Annotated in this window: 18 protein-coding genes, 5 tRNA genes and 1 pseudogene; 15 read left to right on the top strand and 9 right to left on the bottom strand. The window is 60.5% G+C overall.

The genetic code is table 11. The annotated features are described in order from the left end of the window. Nucleotides 1-106: 106 nt before the first annotated feature. The 4 genes from DK871_RS09895 to DK871_RS09880 all read left to right on the top strand — a co-directional run bounded on the left by DK871_RS09895 (nucleotide 107) and on the right by DK871_RS09880 (nucleotide 520). Nucleotides 107-182 (top strand) — tRNA-Asn (locus DK871_RS09895). A 9-nt stretch (nucleotides 183-191) separates the two neighbouring features. Continuing rightward, nucleotides 192-268: transfer RNA gene (locus DK871_RS09890), tRNA-Pro, on the top strand. Nucleotides 269-273: 5 nt separating this feature from the next. Then, a tRNA-Lys gene (locus DK871_RS09885) sits at nucleotides 274-349 on the top strand. A 94-nt stretch (nucleotides 350-443) separates the two neighbouring features. After that, nucleotides 444-520, top strand: a tRNA-Pro gene (locus tag DK871_RS09880). 202 nt (nucleotides 521-722) lie between these two features. Here the strand turns inward: DK871_RS09880 and DK871_RS09875 are convergent. From DK871_RS09875 to DK871_RS09865, 3 genes are read right to left on the bottom strand one after another with little or no spacing between them, the layout of a single operon-like run. Next, nucleotides 723-2,021, bottom strand: a complete 1,299-nt coding sequence (locus tag DK871_RS09875; protein ID WP_161904879.1) for an NAD(P)/FAD-dependent oxidoreductase — start codon at nucleotides 2,019-2,021, stop codon at nucleotides 723-725. Between the two features lie 60 nt (nucleotides 2,022-2,081). Continuing rightward, nucleotides 2,082-2,255 carry a DUF3094 family protein gene (locus DK871_RS09870; protein WP_161904878.1) on the bottom strand — a complete coding sequence of 58 codons (174 nt, stop codon included), beginning with the start codon at nucleotides 2,253-2,255 and terminating at the stop codon, nucleotides 2,082-2,084. Between the two features lie 54 nt (nucleotides 2,256-2,309). Beyond that, entirely contained in the window at nucleotides 2,310-2,939 is a 630-nt protein-coding gene (locus DK871_RS09865; protein WP_003188431.1) for a DUF1780 domain-containing protein, read from the bottom strand. 127 nt (nucleotides 2,940-3,066) lie between these two features. Here DK871_RS09865 and DK871_RS09860 point away from each other — a divergent pair, with 127 nt between their 5' ends. Both DK871_RS09860 and DK871_RS09855 read left to right on the top strand, forming a co-directional pair. Further along, nucleotides 3,067-3,756, top strand: coding sequence for an energy-coupling factor ABC transporter permease (locus DK871_RS09860; protein WP_161904877.1), 690 nt, complete (start codon nucleotides 3,067-3,069; stop codon nucleotides 3,754-3,756). 64 nt (nucleotides 3,757-3,820) lie between these two features. Further along, the gene (locus DK871_RS09855) at nucleotides 3,821-4,036 is read left to right on the top strand and encodes a hypothetical protein (RefSeq protein ID WP_003171680.1); all 216 of its coding nucleotides are present in this window, start codon (nucleotides 3,821-3,823) and stop codon (nucleotides 4,034-4,036) included. Here the strand turns inward: DK871_RS09855 and yacG are convergent. The 4 genes from yacG to DK871_RS09835 are packed head-to-tail and all read right to left on the bottom strand — an operon-like array spanning nucleotide 4,033 to nucleotide 6,921. After that, nucleotides 4,033-4,233 (bottom strand): DNA gyrase inhibitor YacG, encoded by a 201-nt coding sequence (gene yacG, locus DK871_RS09850; RefSeq protein ID WP_003188437.1) that lies wholly within the window; start codon nucleotides 4,231-4,233, stop codon nucleotides 4,033-4,035. The two genes, DK871_RS09855 and yacG, sit on opposite strands and share 4 nt — an antisense overlap. Further along, nucleotides 4,230-4,853, bottom strand: coding sequence for a dephospho-CoA kinase (gene coaE, locus DK871_RS09845; RefSeq protein WP_161904876.1), 624 nt, complete (start codon nucleotides 4,851-4,853; stop codon nucleotides 4,230-4,232). Before coaE ends, yacG begins: the two co-directional genes overlap by 4 nt. Beyond that, nucleotides 4,850-5,716 (bottom strand): A24 family peptidase, encoded by an 867-nt coding sequence (locus DK871_RS09840; RefSeq protein ID WP_161904875.1) that lies wholly within the window; start codon nucleotides 5,714-5,716, stop codon nucleotides 4,850-4,852. The genes coaE and DK871_RS09840 overlap by 4 nt, the downstream gene beginning before the upstream one ends. Next, nucleotides 5,713-6,921 carry a type II secretion system F family protein gene (locus DK871_RS09835; RefSeq protein WP_161904874.1) on the bottom strand — a complete coding sequence of 403 codons (1,209 nt, stop codon included), beginning with the start codon at nucleotides 6,919-6,921 and terminating at the stop codon, nucleotides 5,713-5,715. The genes DK871_RS09840 and DK871_RS09835 overlap by 4 nt, the downstream gene beginning before the upstream one ends. A gap of 201 nt (nucleotides 6,922-7,122) precedes the next feature. Here DK871_RS09835 and DK871_RS09830 point away from each other — a divergent pair, with 201 nt between their 5' ends. From DK871_RS09830 to DK871_RS09820, 3 genes are all read left to right on the top strand, one after another. Further along, nucleotides 7,123-7,536 carry a pilin gene (locus DK871_RS09830; RefSeq protein WP_161904873.1) on the top strand — a complete coding sequence of 138 codons (414 nt, stop codon included), beginning with the start codon at nucleotides 7,123-7,125 and terminating at the stop codon, nucleotides 7,534-7,536. Between the two features lie 64 nt (nucleotides 7,537-7,600). Then, a tRNA-Thr gene (locus tag DK871_RS09825) sits at nucleotides 7,601-7,676 on the top strand. A 149-nt stretch (nucleotides 7,677-7,825) separates the two neighbouring features. Continuing rightward, nucleotides 7,826-8,131, top strand: a complete 306-nt coding sequence (locus tag DK871_RS09820) for a DUF6388 family protein (RefSeq protein WP_161904872.1) — start codon at nucleotides 7,826-7,828, stop codon at nucleotides 8,129-8,131. Nucleotides 8,132-8,250: 119 nt separating this feature from the next. On the opposite strand, the gene nadC is transcribed toward DK871_RS09820, so the two are convergent. Further along, nucleotides 8,251-9,099 carry a carboxylating nicotinate-nucleotide diphosphorylase gene (nadC, locus tag DK871_RS09815; RefSeq protein WP_073523961.1) on the bottom strand — a complete coding sequence of 283 codons (849 nt, stop codon included), beginning with the start codon at nucleotides 9,097-9,099 and terminating at the stop codon, nucleotides 8,251-8,253. A gap of 246 nt (nucleotides 9,100-9,345) precedes the next feature. Between nadC and DK871_RS09810 the strand changes: the two genes are divergently transcribed. The 6 genes and pseudogenes from DK871_RS09810 to DK871_RS09790 all read left to right on the top strand — a co-directional run bounded on the left by DK871_RS09810 (nucleotide 9,346) and on the right by DK871_RS09790 (nucleotide 15,780). Further along, on the top strand, nucleotides 9,346-11,493 hold the full coding sequence (locus DK871_RS09810) for a DUF1631 domain-containing protein (RefSeq protein WP_161904871.1): 2,148 nt from the start codon (nucleotides 9,346-9,348) through the stop codon (nucleotides 11,491-11,493). Between the two features lie 61 nt (nucleotides 11,494-11,554). Continuing rightward, nucleotides 11,555-12,118 (top strand): 1,6-anhydro-N-acetylmuramyl-L-alanine amidase AmpD, encoded by a 564-nt coding sequence (gene ampD, locus DK871_RS09805; RefSeq protein WP_003188448.1) that lies wholly within the window; start codon nucleotides 11,555-11,557, stop codon nucleotides 12,116-12,118. Then, on the top strand, nucleotides 12,115-12,951 hold the full coding sequence (gene ampE / locus DK871_RS09800; RefSeq protein WP_161904870.1) for a regulatory signaling modulator protein AmpE: 837 nt from the start codon (nucleotides 12,115-12,117) through the stop codon (nucleotides 12,949-12,951). The genes ampD and ampE overlap by 4 nt, the downstream gene beginning before the upstream one ends. A 276-nt stretch (nucleotides 12,952-13,227) precedes the next feature. Continuing rightward, a pseudogene (locus tag DK871_RS29655) lies at nucleotides 13,228-14,319 on the top strand (methyl-accepting chemotaxis protein); the annotation flags it as partial. Next, on the top strand, nucleotides 14,296-15,225 hold the full coding sequence (locus DK871_RS29650; protein ID WP_375139735.1) for a methyl-accepting chemotaxis protein: 930 nt from the start codon (nucleotides 14,296-14,298) through the stop codon (nucleotides 15,223-15,225). The pseudogene DK871_RS29655 and the gene DK871_RS29650, both read left to right, overlap by 24 nt. A 126-nt stretch (nucleotides 15,226-15,351) precedes the next feature. Next, on the top strand, nucleotides 15,352-15,780 hold the full coding sequence (locus tag DK871_RS09790; protein WP_161904868.1) for a hypothetical protein: 429 nt from the start codon (nucleotides 15,352-15,354) through the stop codon (nucleotides 15,778-15,780). Here the strand turns inward: DK871_RS09790 and DK871_RS09785 are convergent. Then, complete coding sequence (locus DK871_RS09785; protein ID WP_161904867.1) at nucleotides 15,727-16,503, bottom strand: TatD family hydrolase; 777 nt, start codon at nucleotides 16,501-16,503, stop codon at nucleotides 15,727-15,729. The genes DK871_RS09790 and DK871_RS09785 overlap by 54 nt on opposite strands.

The raw sequence follows: 16,503 nt of genomic DNA, 5'->3' as shown, positions 1-16,503 counted from the left end.
CAGGGGTTTTTAAGATTGTAGAATAGCGCGCCTCAGAGACGCTAACGTAGCGATACGGACAGGGTCGAAGAGGAAGCAACACAGTAGTAACTTTGAAATATGTAGTTCCGTGATAGCTCAGTCGGTAGAGCAAATGACTGTTAATCATTGGGTCCCAGGTTCGAGTCCTGGTCACGGAGCCAATTTCAAACCGGGGTATAGCGCAGTCCGGTAGCGCGCCTGCTTTGGGAGCAGGATGTCGGGAGTTCGAATCCCCCTACCCCGACCATATTTGGGTCGTTAGCTCAGTTGGTAGAGCAGTTGGCTTTTAACCAATTGGTCGTAGGTTCGAATCCCACACGACCCACCATTTTTGAGACCAGTTAACGCTGGAATCGAATCTTAAGATCAGAGGCCAAAAGCGCTGATCGAAGAAGGCGACTGAAAGGTCGCCTTTTTATTACCGGGGTATAGCGCAGTCCGGTAGCGCGCCTGCTTTGGGAGCAGGATGTCGGGAGTTCGAATCCCCCTACCCCGACCATATTAAAAATCCTCGTATCGAAAGATACGGGGATTTTTTTTGCCTGTTGTTGTTGTAGGAGCGAGCTTGCTCGCGAAAAACTCACAGGCGCCGCGTTCACTTAGAAAGCCCGCGTTATCGTTGACGTTTTTCGCGAGCAAGAACTAGGCGTCCCCCTCGCTCCTACAAGGGGCAAGGTTCGCTTACTTGCCCCCCCCACAGATTAATGCAATTTGAGGCGTGGCTCGGTGCCTCGGCCGATCTTGCTGCCCAGCATCAGCATCGCCGTGCGGAAGAACCCATACAGCGCCATCTGGTGCATGCGGTACAGCGACACGTAGAACATCCGCGCCAGCCAGCCTTCCAGCATCACACTGCCCGTCAAATTGCCCATCAGGTTACCCACCGCAGAAAAGCGCGACAGCGAGATCAGCGAGCCGTAGTCGGTGTACTTGTAGGTCGGTAGCTCTTTGCCTTCAATCCGCAGCTTGAGCGATTTGGCCAGCAATGACGCCTGTTGGTGAGCCGCTTGGGCCCGTGGCGGTACATTGCGGTCGGTGCCCGGCTGCGGGCAGGCGGCGCAATCACCAAAGGCGAAGATGTTTTCGTCGCGGGTGGTTTGCAGGGTTTGCAGGACTTGCAGCTGGTTGATGCGGTTGGTTTCCAGGCCGTCGATGTCCTTGAGGAAACCGGGTGCGCGGATACCGGCCGCCCAGACCTTGAGGCTGGCCGGGATCACCTGGCCGCTGCTGGTGATCAAGGCGTCGGCGGTTACTTCACTGACCGCCGAGTTGGTCAGTACCGTTACCCCTAGTTTCTCCAGGGTCTTGTGCACTGGCCCACCGATCCGCTCCGGCAGGGCAGGCAATACCCGCGGGCCGGCTTCGATCAGGGTGATGTGCATGTTTTCTGGCTTGATACGATCCAGGCCATACGCGGCCAGCTCATGGGCAGCGTTATGCAGCTCGGCGGCCAGCTCAACGCCGGTGGCACCGGCGCCGACGATGGCGACGCTGATCTGTTCGACGGCGTCGGTTTGGCCTGCATGGGCGCGCAGGTAGTGGTTGAGCAGTTGCTGGTGGAAGCGCTCGGCCTGCTTGCGGGTATCGAGGAACAGGCAATGTTGCGCTGCGCCTTCAGTGCCGAAGTCGTTGGTAGTGCTGCCTACCGCAATCACCAGGCTGTCGTAGCCCAGCACGCGGGCGGGCACCAGTTCGCGGCCTTCTTCGTCGAGGGTGGCGGCCAGCTGGATTTTCTTATGTTCACGGTCAAGCCCGCTCATACGGCCCAGCTGGAACTCGAAGTGGTTCCATTTGGCTTGGGCGACGTAGTTGAGTTCGTCTTCCGAGGAATTCAGCGAGCCGGCCGCCACTTCGTGCAGCAAGGGCTTCCAGATGTGGGTCAGGTTGGTGTCGACCAGCGTGATGCTGGCCTTGCCACGCTTGCCCAGGGTCTTACCCAGGCGGGTAGCCAACTCCAGGCCGCCGGCACCGCCGCCGACGATAATAATACGATGGGTCATGGGGATATCTCGCAAGGCTAAAAGAAATCGGAGCAGTTACCCTCGCGAGCGCCAGGCGGCTCATAGCGTCAGGTAACTCAATAGGCGGCTCAGCACACCGAGCCCGATCACCACTACCAGCACCACGCAGAGGAGCAGCCACGGCCGGAAAGGCTTGCGCTCGACTCTGTTCTGGGAGAGTTGCAGGTACTGTTCGACACGCTCTTGGTCATCGGGTTTCAGGCGGCTGGTCATAAAGGCCTCGTCAGGTAGACGTTGCAAAGGGGCGCCACGTTACAGCCAGGGGCATCAGAGGCTGATGCCCACGTCAAACACTATGCTGCGGCCCAGGTTGTTGCGCAAGAAGTCCGGCGCGTCCGGGTGCGCGAACAACACGCGGGCGAAGGTTGGACCCACCAGTGACAGCGAGCGCCAGCCCTGGCGCAGATATTCGGTCGGTGGAGGAAAATGGCTGTTGAGGTCCAGTACCTCGCGTTTGAGGCTGGTAAACGCGATGAGATCCAACTCCCCCAGGTCCATGCCGCGCTCTTTGTAGTTGTGGGCTTTTTTACGCAGTGTGGGGGCCAGGCGCAGCAGGAACTCATGGGCGGGGATACGCCGTGGCTTGGCTTCGCGCCGTACCAGTTGGCTCAAGGAGAAAGCGCTGCGCCTGCGCAGCAACTCATCGCGCCACTCGTCGTTCAGGCGGCGCCCCTCGTCGAGCACAAAAAACACCTCGAAGCTGGCGTCGCGAAACAACACGTCGGGCGGCTCCTGGCCTGCTGCGTGGAACTCTTCGACGCGGTAGGGCACGTTCAAGCCTTGCAGCAGGCGCTGGCAGACCCAACGCTCACGCTCCCACTTGCGGGCATTGGACAGGAATGCGTTGGCTTGTTCGGCCGCTACGGTGAGCAGGCGCAAGTAATCTGAGTCATCCATAGTCGCAGCTTAGCGTTCAAATGATGACCACAGGAAGTCTTGCCTTAAAACGCGGGTGTAGAATGCTCACGTGAAACAGGCCAGGGACGAGGTGTGTGATGAGTTTTTTGGTAAAGGCAGAGCGTCCGTGATCAGTGCAGCGGTTCTGGCACCCCAGACCCTCGGTATCGGCTGGCTGGTGTATGCGCCCGTGGTGATATGGGCGATCCTGCGCTCGCCATGGGTGGAGCTGTTTGCCGACCGACGGCGCCAGCATTTGTTGTTCGGTACGGTGTTCGCGCTGTTCATGCTGTGGCTGGTGCGGCGGGATTTCGATACCGGTGTGTCCTATCACTTTATCGGCATGACCGCCGTGACTTTGCTGCTCGATTGGCCGCTGGCAATCGTCGGTGGCTTTGCCGCCCAGCTTGGCTTGATGCTGTTGGGGCGTCAGGACCTTGCTGCGCTTGGCGTCAATGGCCTGCTCCTGATTGCGCTGCCGGTGCTGGTCACCGAAGGATGCGCGCTGTTGGTGGAGCGGGCACAGCCGCGAAACCCCTTTGTGTATATCTTCTGTTCGGGCTTTTTTGCTGCCGCACTGTCGGCATTGCTGTGCCTGTTGGCCGGCCTGGGCCTGCTGTGGTTCGACGGCCTTTTTGCGATGCCGGAATGGCTGGAGGATTTTGTCGGTTACCTGTGGCTGATCATCTTTCCCGAAGCCTTTATCAACGGCATGGTCATCAGCGCGCTGGTGGTGTTTTGCCCGGAATGGCTGGAGACCTTCAACCGCACCCGCTACCTCTCGGCGCCCTGGAAGGACGACGATTCGCGGCGTTGATCCAGGTCAAATGCAGGGCAGCGGCGCAGGTCCATGCTCGGCAAAATTTTCAGGAGCACGAATTATGAGTGTGTATGAATGGGCACGGCAGGAGTTGCGCAGAAGCCAGGATGCAGCGCAGGAAATCGGTTTTGACCCAGGTTTGACCTTGCGCGCCATGCTCAGCGCAGTGGTGCAGCAAAGCAAGGGTGTACGCAGCTTTGAAGACCTGGCCGACGAGTTGCAATACCTTGCAGAAAACCTCGACGACCAGCAGGAATATGCCTTTATGCGGCCTTAGTGGCGCGGCGGCAGGTCTTCGGAAAACAGTTCGTCTTCGGCGTCCGGGGCCACGGGGATCTTGTGTTCTTCAGCGGCCCAGGCACCCAGGTCGATGAGTTTGCAACGGTCCGAGCAGAACGGCCGGTTGAGGTTGGTCGCTTTCCATTCCACGGGGGCGCCGCAGGTTGGGCAGTCGACGGTCAAGGGTTGGCTCATGATCGGCCTCCACGCAAAGTAAGGTAAAAGTGGTGCAGTCGCTCGACCTCGCCGTGCAGCCAGGCGAGGTCCTTATCGTTGACCAGCACGTCATCGGCATGGTTCAGGCGGTCTTCGCGGCTGGACTGGGCCTTGAGAATCGCCTGCACCTGTTGTTCGCTGATGCCGTCGCGCTGCAGGGTACGCTGAACCTGCAGCGATTGCGGCACGTCGATCACCAGGATGCGCTGGGTCATGCTGTACTGCCCGGACTCGATCAGCAGCGGTGACACCAGGATCGCGTAGGGCGACTGGGCGCGTGCCAGGTGGCTGCGAATTTCCTCGGCGATCAGCGGGTGCAGCAAGGCTTCCAGCCACAGGCGCTCTTGTGGGACCTCAAAGATCAGCTTGCGCAGCGCGGCACGGTCCAGTTGACCGTCGGCCTGCAGCACGCTGGCGCCGAAATGTTCGGCAATGCGCGCCAGCGCCGGGCGGCCAGGCTCGACCACCCAGCGCGCGGCGTGATCGGCGTCCACCAGGTCGATGCCCAGCTTGATAAAGTGCTCGGCCGCAGCGCTTTTGCCGCTGCCAATGCCGCCCGTGAGCCCAAGAATCCAGGGTGTTGCAACAGAAGTGGTCATCTGAAACCGACAGACTGCAAATAGAAGTCGGTTATTTGACCACCCCAGAGCAATGCAATCCAGCCGGCAATTGCCAGGCAGGGGCCAAACGGCATTGGCGCTGACGCCTGGGCCTTACGCAAACGCAGCAAAATCAGCCCGGCAAACACGCCCAGCAGCGAGGCCATCAGCAGGGTCATCGGCAGTATCTGCCAGCCGCCCCAGGCTCCCAGCAAGGCCAATAACTTGAAGTCGCCATGGCCCATGCCGTCTTTGCCGGTGGCCAGCTTGAACAGCCAAAACAGGCTCCACAAGCTCATGTAGCCGATAACCGCGCCCCACACGGCATCGGGCAGTGGCGTCAGCAGGTCAGCGCTGTTGAGGATTAGCCCCAGCCATAGCAGCGGCAGCACCAGCACATCCGGCAGCAGCTGGTGGTCCAGATCAATCAGGCTCATCCCCAGCAAGCCCCAACTCAGCAGCATCACCGCGCCGGCTTGCCAGCCGAAGCCGAAGTGCCAGGCGACAGCGGCGCAGATCAGCGCGCAGGCCAGTTCGGTGAGAGGGTAACGCCGGCCGATGGGCTCACGGCAATGGGCACAATGCCCCCGGAGCAGCAGGTAGCTGAGCACCGGGATATTTTCCCAAGGCCGAATCGGATGATTGCAGCGCGGGCAGCAAGAGTTCGGATGCATCAGGTTATAGGCCGGCCCACCTGGCTCGGCTGGCAAGTCGAGAATCTCATGGGCCTGGGCACGCCATTCCCGCTCAAGCATTTTGGGCAGGCGCCACGCCAACACATTGAGGAAGCTGCCGACGATCAGGCCCAACACCAGCGCCACGCCGACAAACGCCCAGGGATACTCACTCAGCAGCAGGCTCAAAACGCCGTCCCCAATTGGAACACCGGCAAGTACATGGCGACTACCAGCGCGCCGACAATCCCCCCTAATACCACCATGATCAGCGGCTCCATCAGGCTGGTGAGGTTGTCGACCAAGGTATCCACGTCTGACTCGTAGTGGTTCGCGACTTTTTCCAGCATGCGGTCCAGGGTGCCGGACTCCTCACCGATTGCGGTCATCTGGATCGCCATGCGTGGGAACAGGCCGCTGTTATGCATGGATTGATTCAACTGCATGCCTGTGGATACATCGTGGCGCATACGTTCAATTGCCTGTTTGAAAGGGCCATTACCGACGGCGCCGGCCACCGATCCCAATGCCTGTACCAGAGGAACGCCCGCCGCAAAGGTAGTGGATAGCGTGCGAGCGTAGCGGGCGACCGCAGATTTGTGCAGCAGTTTGCCTGCCACGGGCACTTTCAACAAACCTGCTGCCCACCAATGGCGAAACCCCGGGTAAGTACGGTAGACGTGGCTTCCTGCAACCAGCGCCGCGCCCACACCCAGCCCAAGCATCCACCACGCCTGTTGCAGCAGTTCCGATAGCGCGATGACCGCCAGGGTAAACCCCGGCAATTGGCCGTTGACCCCGGCGAACAAGTTCTGGAATTGCGGCACCACATGGATCAACAGCACTGTGCTCACCCCTGTGGCAATTACCAGTACCGCGATAGGGTAGGTCATGGCTTTCTTGATCCTGGTTTTGAGCCGTTGGCTTTTTTCCAGATGAATCGCCACGCGCTCCAGCAGGGTTTCCAGGGCACCGGCCATTTCGCCAGCCGCTACCAGATTGCAGTACAGCTCATCGAAGTGGCGGGGATACTGACGCAGGGCAGCGGCCAACGGGTGGCCGCTGGCAATATGCTGTTTCAGCGCCTTCACCTGTTCGCGCAGCTGTTGGTTTTCGACGCCTTCACTGATGATGTCGAAGGCTTGCAGCAGCGGGATGCCGGCCTTGAGCAAGGTGGCCAACTGGCGAGTGAACAGGGCGATATCCACAGGCGTTATGCGCGTCTTGAAGGTTGGCAGTGCACAAGACTTCTTGTGCACACGCTCGGGGCAGATTCCTTGCTGGCGCAGTTGTACCTTGATCAGCGCAAGGTTATGCCCGGCGATCGTTCCGGATACCCGGCGCCCTTTGCGGTTGATGCCCACCCAGGCATAGATTGTCGACGTGTCGTTCATGTGAGGTTGGCGCACCCAGGTCGTGAAGAATTTATAGCTTAGTCAGGTGGCGGAGTCGGGCAGGCTGGTGCTGGGCGATAAAATGTCAGATTGTGCGTCTTGCAGGCGAACGGCTGCGTGGGGATGAGTACACTGGCGCCGTTGCACACTACGAGGCGCAGGACGCGCCTTGTCATGGTTCTATTCTGGAGAGTGAAAGAGATGCGTCAAAAAGGTTTTACCTTGATCGAGTTATTGATCGTCGTGGCAATCATCGGCATTTTGGCCACCATCTGCCTGCCCATGTACACCAAGCACCAGGCCAAGGCCAAGTTCACCGCGGGGTTGGCTGAAATCAGCGCGTTGAAGGCCGGCTATGAGGACGTCATCAACCAGGGCGCCGTGCCGACCCTGGCCCTCATCGGGGGCACAAGCCCTACCGCCAACTGTACGATCGAAGTGACGGGCGATGTGGCCTCGGGCGCCGGTACCCTGCGTTGTGAAATCCTCGATGCGCCCGCGCCCGTGCTCGGCAAGACCATCACCCTGACCCGCAGCGCCACCACCGGCTGGAGCTGTGCCACCACGGTAGACCCGCAGTACGCTGCCAAGGGTTGTGGCGCCAACGGGGCGTGACAGTCGCCGGGCGGTGAGCGTGCAAGTTGCTGCCTGCCCAATGCAGTGCTAGCTTTAGCCCACCGCCCGTGTAGCTCAGCCGGTAGAGCAGCGCACTCGTAACGCGAAGGTCGCAGGTTCGATTCCTGTCTCGGGCACCACAGGCACCACTGTTTCAACGGCAATGTTTTCAGATGATCCCAGAATGGTTCTGAAGGCCAGGTGAGCCGGGCATTTGCGCCCGCTCTTTTGTATCTGCGCAACCTTGAAGACCCAGATGCATTCCCATTCCTCGATCTAAGAGAACAACATGACCACGACTGAGATGACCCAGGAAGTTCGGCACCAAGAAGCTCTCGAGAAATACCTTGAGGCGACGCCGCAGCTTAAAGAAGAGATCAAGGACCTGAGTGCCGACGATCAGCGCGACCAGATTCAGTGGGCATTTGAAGATGAGGCCGAGAGCCAGGGCTACCAGCCTTGGGAGTTGACCCTCAAGTACACCTCGACACCGGAAGAATTCGAAGCCGCGCGGTTGGCCTTGCACAAAGAGGCGGCCGAGGTGCTGGGTGTCGAATGGGACGAGTACTGCGAGATGAATGATCTTGTAGTTTAAAAGCAGCTTGTAGGAGCGAGCTTGCTCGCGAAAAACTCAAGACCACCGCGTGGCCCCAGAGGTACGCGTTATCGTTAGGGTTTTTCGCGAGCAAGCTCGCTCCTACAGTTACGGCATCGTTAGATACTGAGGCGCATCGACAGGTCCACCGCCTTCACATCCTTGGTCATCGCGCCGATGGAGATGTAGTCCACGCCGGTTTCAGCGATAGGCAGCAAGGTGGTTTCATTGATCCCGCCGCTGGCTTCCAGCTTAGCTTTGCCGGCGTTCAGGCGTACGGCTTCGCGCATGTCTTCCAGGCTCAGTTCATCCAGCATGATGATGTCGGCACCTGCCGCCAGGGCTTCACGCAATTCCTCCAGGCTTTCCACTTCGATCTCCACCGGCTTGCCCGGGGCGATCTTGTGGGCGGCGGTGATCGCTTGGGCAATGCCACCGCAGGCAGCGATGTGGTTTTCCTTGATCAGGAACGCGTCATACAGCCCGATGCGGTGGTTGTGGCAACCGCCGCAGGTCACCGCATACTTCTGCGCCAAACGTAGGCCGGGCAATGTCTTGCGGGTATCCAGCAGCTTGACCTGGGTACTGGCGACAAAGTCCGCCAAAAATTGCGCACGGGTGGCAACCCCTGACAACAGCTGCAGGAAGTTCAACGCACAACGTTCACCGCTGAGCAGCGAGCGGGCGGGGCCCTCGAGGTGGAACAACGCCTGGTTGGGGCTCACACGTTCACCGTCGGCTACCTGCCAGTGCACGGCAACCCGTGGGTCCAGTTGACGAAACACCGCATCCACCCACGCTGTGCCGGCGATAACAGCCGCCTCACGGGTAATGATCGTGGCCTTGGCCAGCCGTTCGGCGGGGATCAACTGCGCGGTGATGTCACCACTGCCGATGTCTTCCAGCAGTGCGCGGCGCACGTTGGCTTCGATTTCGGCGGTGAGGTCGGCAAGACGGAGGTTCGGCATAACAGGCTCCACAAACAAAGTGCCTCGATTATAGGGCCAGCGTGCGTTCTAACCCAGGCTCGCCACTCATTTACCGCACAAAGTCAGAGTGTGCTGGCGCAACTGCCCTCGTTTGCAAGATAATCTCGCGCCTTGCAATTGGCGTCATAGCTTTGACGTCTTGGTGGTGACCGGGATATTTGCAGTGCCTGCCGGGCCTGCTCCCGGTCTTTCCACCTCTCAAAACCGCCGTTTCAGGAGGCCAGGATGCACAATGACGGGAAGGTGGTGCCTATCAACAGAGCACAGGCCACGCCATCGCCGCTCGCGCGCCTGCCGGTGGTGTTGCTGCAGGTGCGTGACAAGGCTGCGCAACAGCTGCAGCAAGGCTTGCAGGAACTGTTCGATAACGCCGACGACACCCTGTTCGAAATGGCCGAAAAGGCCCGTAGCACCGTCGACCATCATATTTTTTTCGAGGCCATGCGCGACCTGCGCCTCAAGCGCAAGAACTTCGAACGCGTGTTCATGGAGCAGCTGTTCGTGGCGTTCGCCAACCTGGGCCAGGCCCGGTGCAGCGGGGCACACCTGGTGCCGCTGGTGTCTTATGAGGCGGTACCCGGCACCAGCGCCGATGACGTGGAAAAAGCCGTGGCCCTGGAGGCGATGCTCGGTCGGGTGCGCCACCGTGATGGCTTGGCGCTGGGGCAATTGAACGCGCGCTTGAGTGAACTGCTCGGCAGGCGCCTGGATGATCCGGAAAACCCCTTGGCCCCGGCGCGGCTGTGCGGGTTTTTCTTGCAGGCAGGGCGCAGCCTGGGGGTGGAAATACGCGTCAAGCTGGTCATGCTCAAGCTGTTTGAGAAGTACGTGCTCAGTGACGCCGACCTGTTGTATGGCGAGGCCAACCAATTACTGATCGCCACTGGCGTATTGCCGGAACTCAAGGCGCTCCCGTCCCGTCGAGCCGGCGGGCGAGCGGCCCGGGAGCATCAGGATTGCACCGGCCAAGCGGTGGCCGACCCGCCGCTGGATAAAAGCGGCCAGCAAGCGTTCAGCGCCTTGCAGACGCTGCTGGTAGCCGTGCGTGGCAGCGTGGCGCCGACCCTTGAAGCCAGCGCCGAGCCGCAACCCATTGCCACCCGCGATCTGCTGCGGCTGCTGTCGCATTTGCAGCAATATGTTCCGGAGCCGGAGTGCGAGGACGATTTCGACCTGCGCAGCCAGCTTGAACAGTTGCTCACCCGGGTCAGTGTCAAAAGTGGCAAGTCGCGGGTGTTGGAAGAAGCAGACGAAGATGTGATCAATCTGGTGGCCATGCTGTTCGAGTTCATGCTCGATGACCGCAGTGTACCGGACGCTTTCAAGGGGCTGATCGCCCGCTTGCAAATCCCGCTTCTGAAAGTGGCGGTGCTGGACAAGCGCCTGCTCAGTTGCACGCAGCATCCGGCGCGGCGCTTGCTCAACGACATCGCGAGCGCCGTCATCGGCTGGAGCCCGCCCCATGACCACCCACGGGACAACCTCTATCTGTGTATCGAGCAACTCGTACAGCGGTTGCTGAATGAGTACGTCGAAGACCCGGCGATTTTCTCCCAGTTGCTCACCACGTTCAGCGCATTTACAGCCCAAGAGCGCACGCGCAGTGAACGCCTTGAGCGGCATACCCGTGACGCCGAGCAAGAGCGCCTGCATATCGAGGGGGCGCGCCAACGTGTGGCGCAGGTGCTCAGTCGGCGGCTCGTGGGCAAAACCCTGCCGCAATCGGTGCTGACATTTGTGCAGCAAGCCTGGAGCCAGGTGCTGTTAGTGGCCGTTCTCAAGCATGGCGAACAATCGCTGCAATGGCAGGCGGCGCTGCGTACCCTGGATGAATTGGTCTGGAGCGTCGGCCTGCGTGAAGACACCGAAGCGGGTCGGCGTTTGCTGGAGCAATTACCCGGGCTGCTCAAGGCATTGCGTGACGGGTTGGCCGGTGCGGCGTTCGATCCTTTCAGCACCCGCGAGTTCTTCCTGCGGTTGCAGGCCATGCATGTTGAGCCGCTCGACGGCGAGGTGCTGGTTGAAGTGCGTGAGCCTTTTACCCTGGGGGCTGGCCCGCCGGCTGCCGACGAACCACTGCCCCCTGATGACCCCGACCTGCTCAAGGCCCAGCAGTTGCGAGTCGGTGACTGGGTAGCGTTGCAACAACATGAAGCCGGTACCCTGGGCTGCAAATTGACCGCGATCATGCCGCCCGTCGATACCTATATTTTTGTCAGCCGCACGGGCCTCAAGGTCCTGGAGAAAAGCGCGGGCCAGTTAGCCCTGGCGTTCAAGCAGGGCGTCCTGCACACCTTGGACGATGGCCCGCTGTTCGAACGTGCGCTGGCAGCCGTGGTGGGCAACCTGCGACAACTCAATCGCGGCAAGTGATCGCAACCGCAGGGTGGAACGCGGCATACTGGTCACACCTCGTCTCACTCAAGGAGCCTGTATGCAGTTGGACCCCGCCAGCGGTTGGTGCCAGGGCATTCGTCATTGCCCTTCGCCCAACTTCAACGAGCGCCCTGAAGGCGAAATCTCGCTGTTGGTGGTGCACAACATCAGTTTGCCTCCGGCGCAGTTCAAGACCGGCAAGGTGCAGGAGTTTTTCCAGAACCGCCTGGATATCTCAGAGCATCCTTACTTTGAAGGGATAGCCAGCCTACGGGTGTCTGCGCATTTTCTGATTGAACGTGACGGCACTGTGACGCAATTTGTTTCGTGCCGCGACCGGGCCTGGCATGCCGGTGTTTCGGTTTTTGACGGGCGCGAGGTGTGCAACGATTTTTCCCTGGGGGTCGAGCTGGAAGGTACGGACGACCTGCCGTTCACCGATGCCCAGTATGCGGCGCTGATCGACCTGACCCGCCAGTTGCTCAAGGCTTACCCAAAGATCACCCACCAACGTATTTGTGGTCACAGCGACATCGCTCCGGGGCGCAAGACTGACCCGGGCCCCGCTTTTGATTGGACGCGCTTTCGCAGCGCCCTGCAGGATGGAGGACACGAACGATGAGTTTCCTGGTGTTGGTGCTGGCGGTATGGATCGAGAAGTTCTCGGCCTTGCGCTTGCGGTTGCAGCGTGACGGCGGATGGCTGCGTGAACTGGCCAAGCTGGAATCGAGCCCGCGCATGGGTAAGCGGCCCTGGTTGATCCTGCTGGTATTGGTGCTGTTGCCGGTGGCATTGCTGGCCTTGTTGTTGCTGGTCCTGGAGCCGGTGGCCTATGGCCTGTTGGCATTGCCGGTGCATTTGCTGGTGGTGATCTATAGCCTGGGCCGTGGCGACCTATTGGCAGGGCTGGGACCGTTTCGTGATGCCTGGCGGCGCGGTGACCTGCAAGCGGCCGAGCATGTGGCCGAACGCGACCTCAAGCTTGGCGCCGACAGTGGCGAGCAACTGCTGGAGCGCGTCCAGGGCTACCTGCTGTGGCAGGCGTACCAAAGCTTCTTTGCGGTGATTTTCTGGTATTTCCTGTTGGGCCCGGTGGCCGCCCTGGCGTACCGCCTGTTGGCGCTGGCCAGCGAAAACAGCCAGAACCCCTTGGTGGCCGAGCGCGCCACGCAATTGCGTCACGCGTTTGACTGGTTGCCGGTACGCCTGCTGGCGGCCAGCTTTGCCTTGGTGGGCAATTTCGTCGGGGTCAGCCGGGTGATGCTCCACGAACTGCTGAGCTGGGACATCAGCGCGGCACAGCTGGTGGAAAAAGTCGGCCTGGCCGCTGCGGAAATCCCGCCGCCAGTGGTGGGGGCCGATGGCATCAACAGCCTGGATCGCCTGTGGGAACTGCTGCTGCGCGCGGCGGTGCTGTGGTATGCCGGGTTTGCCATCTGGACGGTACTCCCCTGATTTGTAGGAGCGAGCTTGCTCGCGAAAAACCTCAACGATAACGCGTGCGTCCTGAATCAACGCGGCGTCGTTAAGTCTTTCGCGAGCAAGCTCGCTCCTACATGGCATTAGGGCTTGCCCTTCTCCGTTAACCTTACGTTACAAAACTCCCTTTCGAATTGAGCTATACAGATAGAGCGCCAAATAGTGGCTATCTGCCGCCGCCCTGCGCCTCAATAAAAATAAAAGAAGGGGAGGTCACCTGTGAAGAGCTTGCTCTATCCCGCCGTCGCGCTGATGAACCGCCTGAGCTTCGGCATGAAGTTCAGCCTGATCAGCGTGCTGTTCCTGCTGCCGATGCTGGCGACCAACTATTACCTGGTGCGCGACTCGTGGCGTGAATACCAGGGCACCCGCGTCGAACTGCAAAGCCTTGACCTGCTCGGCAGCAGCCTGGCGTTGCGTCGCGAGCTGGAAACCCTCAACAACCAGGTACAGATCAACGCCACCCTCGGCCAGTCTGGCAAAGCGGCAGACCTGGAGACCCGGATCAGCGCCTTGCAAGCCAGTGTAGTGGAGCGCTTGCAGGGCTTGCGCGCCATTGCGACCCAGCCCGAGCAAGTTGCCGTCTTCGACAGTAAACGCGACGAACTGATCGCTGCGTTCAAGGCCCAGCAGCAGGAAACCTCGCTGCTCAACAAAGCGGCGCTGATCGGCAAGTTACTCAACCAGGCCCAGATGTTCAGCCAGATCATTGCCAGCCAAGCCGGGTTGAGCCGTGATCCGCAAAGTGATCTGCGCCAGCTCAGCGACCTGGTCACCACCGTCACTCCTCAAGTCACCCAGGCCTTGGGTGAAGGCCGTGCCATGGGCGCGTACTCCCTGGGGCAGGGCTTTATCAATTCGTCCTCCAGCACCCGTTTTGACGAACTTTTGCAGCAACTGGAAAAACTCCACGGTGAATATGGCCTGAAGCTGCAGGACGTGCTTGGCGCCAGCCAGGCCGCGCACGCCGCCCTTGACGTTTCGGCGCAAGCCAGCCAGGCGAGCCTCAAGCAAGGCAGTGAGTTTTTCGAAGAGCAGGTGGTGATGGCCGAGACCCTCGACGCGCCTTGGCAAGGCTTTTATGACGGCATCAGCCAACTGATGGCCAAGACCTATCAATTGGATGACGCCACCCTGGCGTTCCTCGGGCAGCAGTTGCAGCAGCGCCTGGCGCAGAACCGTTTGCACATGGTGTTGCTGGTCACGGCCCTGGCGGCGGTGTTTGCGCTGATTTTCTATCTCTATGCCGGTTTCTTTGTCTCCACCCGCACCACCTTGCGCCGCCTGGGGGCGATGATGGACAAAGTGGCGGCGGGCGATATGACGGTCACCTTCGTTGCCCAGAGCCGTGACGAACTGGGCGACCTGGGCCAGGTGTTCAATGGCACCGTGGCCAAGATTCATGACCTGATCGAGCGCGTTGGGCATACGGTCAGCCAGGTCGAGTTGCAGGCCGGCCAGGTGCAGGCGGTGTCGGCACAGAGTAACCAGGCGGTGTCCGGCCAGCGCAGCCAGATCGAGCAAGTGGCGACGGCGATGAACCAGATGTCCGCCACCGCCCAGGAGGTGGCGCGCAGCGCCGCGGCGGCGGTCAGCAGTGCCCAGAGTGTCAACGATGAAACCGTCAACGGGCGTGCGCTGGTGCAATCCCAGCAAGGCGGCATCGCGCGTTTGGCGGCGGAGATCGACGAATCGGTGCGGGTGATCAACCAACTGGCTACCGACAGCCAGTCCATCAGCAGCGTCCTGGAGGTGATCAAGAGCATCGCCGAGCAGACCAACCTGTTGGCGCTAAACGCGGCCATTGAAGCGGCGCGCGCCGGTGACCAAGGGCGCGGGTTTGCGGTGGTGGCCGACGAGGTGCGCACCCTGGCCCGGCGTACCCAGCACTCCACCGAGGAAATCGAGCAGATGATCATCCGCTTGCACAGCGGCGTGGGTGCGGCGGTGAAGGCCATGGGCAGCAGCCATGAAATGGCGAATGGCACGGTAGGGCAGTCGGAAAAAGTCCAGCAAGCCCTGGAAAATATCCTGGGGGCGGTTGGGATGATCGTCGATCAGAACCAGCAGATCGCCGCCGCCGTGGAGCAGCAAACGGCGGTCGCCCAGGACATCGACCAGAACATTGTCGAAATTAACCGTGCTGGCGAGCATGCGGCGCAGGGCGCGCAGCACACGGAGGCGGCCAGTCGGCAACTGGCAACCCAGGTGGTTGAGTTGAAGCAATTGATTGGAGCGTTTCGGGTGTAGGGAGGTTCTGAAGGATGTCGCTACCCGACCCTGTAGCCGATGTCTTGATTTACCTGGGCATGTTTTATCGCGGCGTGAATAGGTGAAAATTTATTTCATCCGTCACGGTCACGAGGGGACAAAACGATGGCCGCCGCAATCGGTATCAAAGGGCATTGCGCCCAATGCAACATGACGTTTGAGCTCAAGCCCTGGCAACTGAACGCCATTGCCATTGAGGTACCGTTTGACTGTACGTATTGCCATTGCGGTTTGCAGTTGGAGTGTGTCAAGCAGTTGCGCCAGTTCAGAGCCCTGGACCACTGGGCGCTGGTACGCCCGAGCATGATCATGCTGACGTGCGCGACCTTGCTGGTGGCCTTGGTCGCTGAATGGTTGGGGCTGCTCAGTGTGATCGGGCAGCTGAACATTTCGCTGGTCGCCGTGCTGATCCATTTGCTGGTGGTGCGCTATGCCCGCCATCGACAGAGAATGACCTTGAAGTTGCAGGTGATCAGCCCGCTACCAGTTGAACAGCTCGCACGCATTGCGTGTGCTCGCCTCAGCCAGCAATAAAGGGCTGATACCCATGCGCTCGGCCAGGGCCGTGCAGATCTGCGGCAGGTGCTGCGGGCTATTGCGCTGGTTGGGGTACATGGCCGGGGCCATATCCGGCGCGTCGGTTTCCAGCACCACGGCGTCGAGTGGCAACTGCGCCAGTACCCGGTGCATGCGCTTCGCCTGGGGCCAGGTGGCAGCGCCGCCCAGGCCCAGTTTGAACCCGAGCTTGATGTACTCGCGTGCCTCTTCAGCGCTGCCGGCGAACGCATGGATGATGCCACCTCTGGGCACGCGGATACGCTTGAGGGTGGCAATCACGGCGGCGTGGCTGCGGCGAACGTGGAGCAAGGCCGGCAGTTTAAACTCCACCGCGAGTTTCAGTTGGGCTTCAAACAGCGGTTGCTGGCGCTCGTGGTCCAACTGTTCCAGAAAGTAATCCAGGCCAATTTCGCCCACTGCGCACAGTTGCCGGTGGCCATGCAGGCGCGTCAACCAGTCGCCCAGTTCCAGCAGGTCGGCGGGGCGATGCTCATCGAGATACACCGGGTGCAAGCCGAAGGCGGCGAACAGACCTTCGTCCTGTTGCACCAAGTCCCACAGCCGCTGCCAATTTTTCTGGTACACCCCTAGCACCACCAGGCGTCGCACGCCGAGTTCACGGCTGTGGGCGAGTACGCGCGAGCGATCCTGGTCGAAGTCCTCGAAGTCCAGGTGCGTGTGGGTGTCGATCAGCTCCAC

It is taken from the genome of Pseudomonas sp. L13 (assembly GCF_009935965.1).
Classification (GTDB): Bacteria; Pseudomonadota; Gammaproteobacteria; order Pseudomonadales; family Pseudomonadaceae; genus Aquipseudomonas; species Aquipseudomonas lactis.
The sequence above is the reverse complement of the archived record's forward strand: the minus strand, read 5'-3'. Positions and strand labels throughout refer to the sequence as shown.

Coding starts and splice junctions, on each gene's coding strand:
- DK871_RS09790 (WP_161904868.1), top strand. CDS start 15,352: ATGGCCGCCGCAATCGGTATCAAAGGGCATTGCGCCCAATGCAACATG.
- DK871_RS09835 (WP_161904874.1), bottom strand. CDS start 6,921: ATGAACGACACGTCGACAATCTATGCCTGGGTGGGCATCAACCGCAAA.
- DK871_RS09830 (WP_161904873.1), top strand. CDS start 7,123: ATGCGTCAAAAAGGTTTTACCTTGATCGAGTTATTGATCGTCGTGGCA.
- DK871_RS09865 (WP_003188431.1), bottom strand. CDS start 2,939: ATGGATGACTCAGATTACTTGCGCCTGCTCACCGTAGCGGCCGAACAA.
- DK871_RS09810 (WP_161904871.1), top strand. CDS start 9,346: ATGCACAATGACGGGAAGGTGGTGCCTATCAACAGAGCACAGGCCACG.
- nadC (WP_073523961.1), bottom strand. CDS start 9,099: ATGCCGAACCTCCGTCTTGCCGACCTCACCGCCGAAATCGAAGCCAAC.
- yacG (WP_003188437.1), bottom strand. CDS start 4,233: ATGAGCCAACCCTTGACCGTCGACTGCCCAACCTGCGGCGCCCCCGTG.
- DK871_RS09855 (WP_003171680.1), top strand. CDS start 3,821: ATGAGTGTGTATGAATGGGCACGGCAGGAGTTGCGCAGAAGCCAGGAT.
- coaE (WP_161904876.1), bottom strand. CDS start 4,853: ATGACCACTTCTGTTGCAACACCCTGGATTCTTGGGCTCACGGGCGGC.
- DK871_RS09875 (WP_161904879.1), bottom strand. CDS start 2,021: ATGACCCATCGTATTATTATCGTCGGCGGCGGTGCCGGCGGCCTGGAG.
- ampE (WP_161904870.1), top strand. CDS start 12,115: ATGAGTTTCCTGGTGTTGGTGCTGGCGGTATGGATCGAGAAGTTCTCG.
- DK871_RS09870 (WP_161904878.1), bottom strand. CDS start 2,255: ATGACCAGCCGCCTGAAACCCGATGACCAAGAGCGTGTCGAACAGTAC.
- DK871_RS09820 (WP_161904872.1), top strand. CDS start 7,826: ATGACCACGACTGAGATGACCCAGGAAGTTCGGCACCAAGAAGCTCTC.
- ampD (WP_003188448.1), top strand. CDS start 11,555: ATGCAGTTGGACCCCGCCAGCGGTTGGTGCCAGGGCATTCGTCATTGC.
- DK871_RS29650 (WP_375139735.1), top strand. CDS start 14,296: ATGACGGTCACCTTCGTTGCCCAGAGCCGTGACGAACTGGGCGACCTG.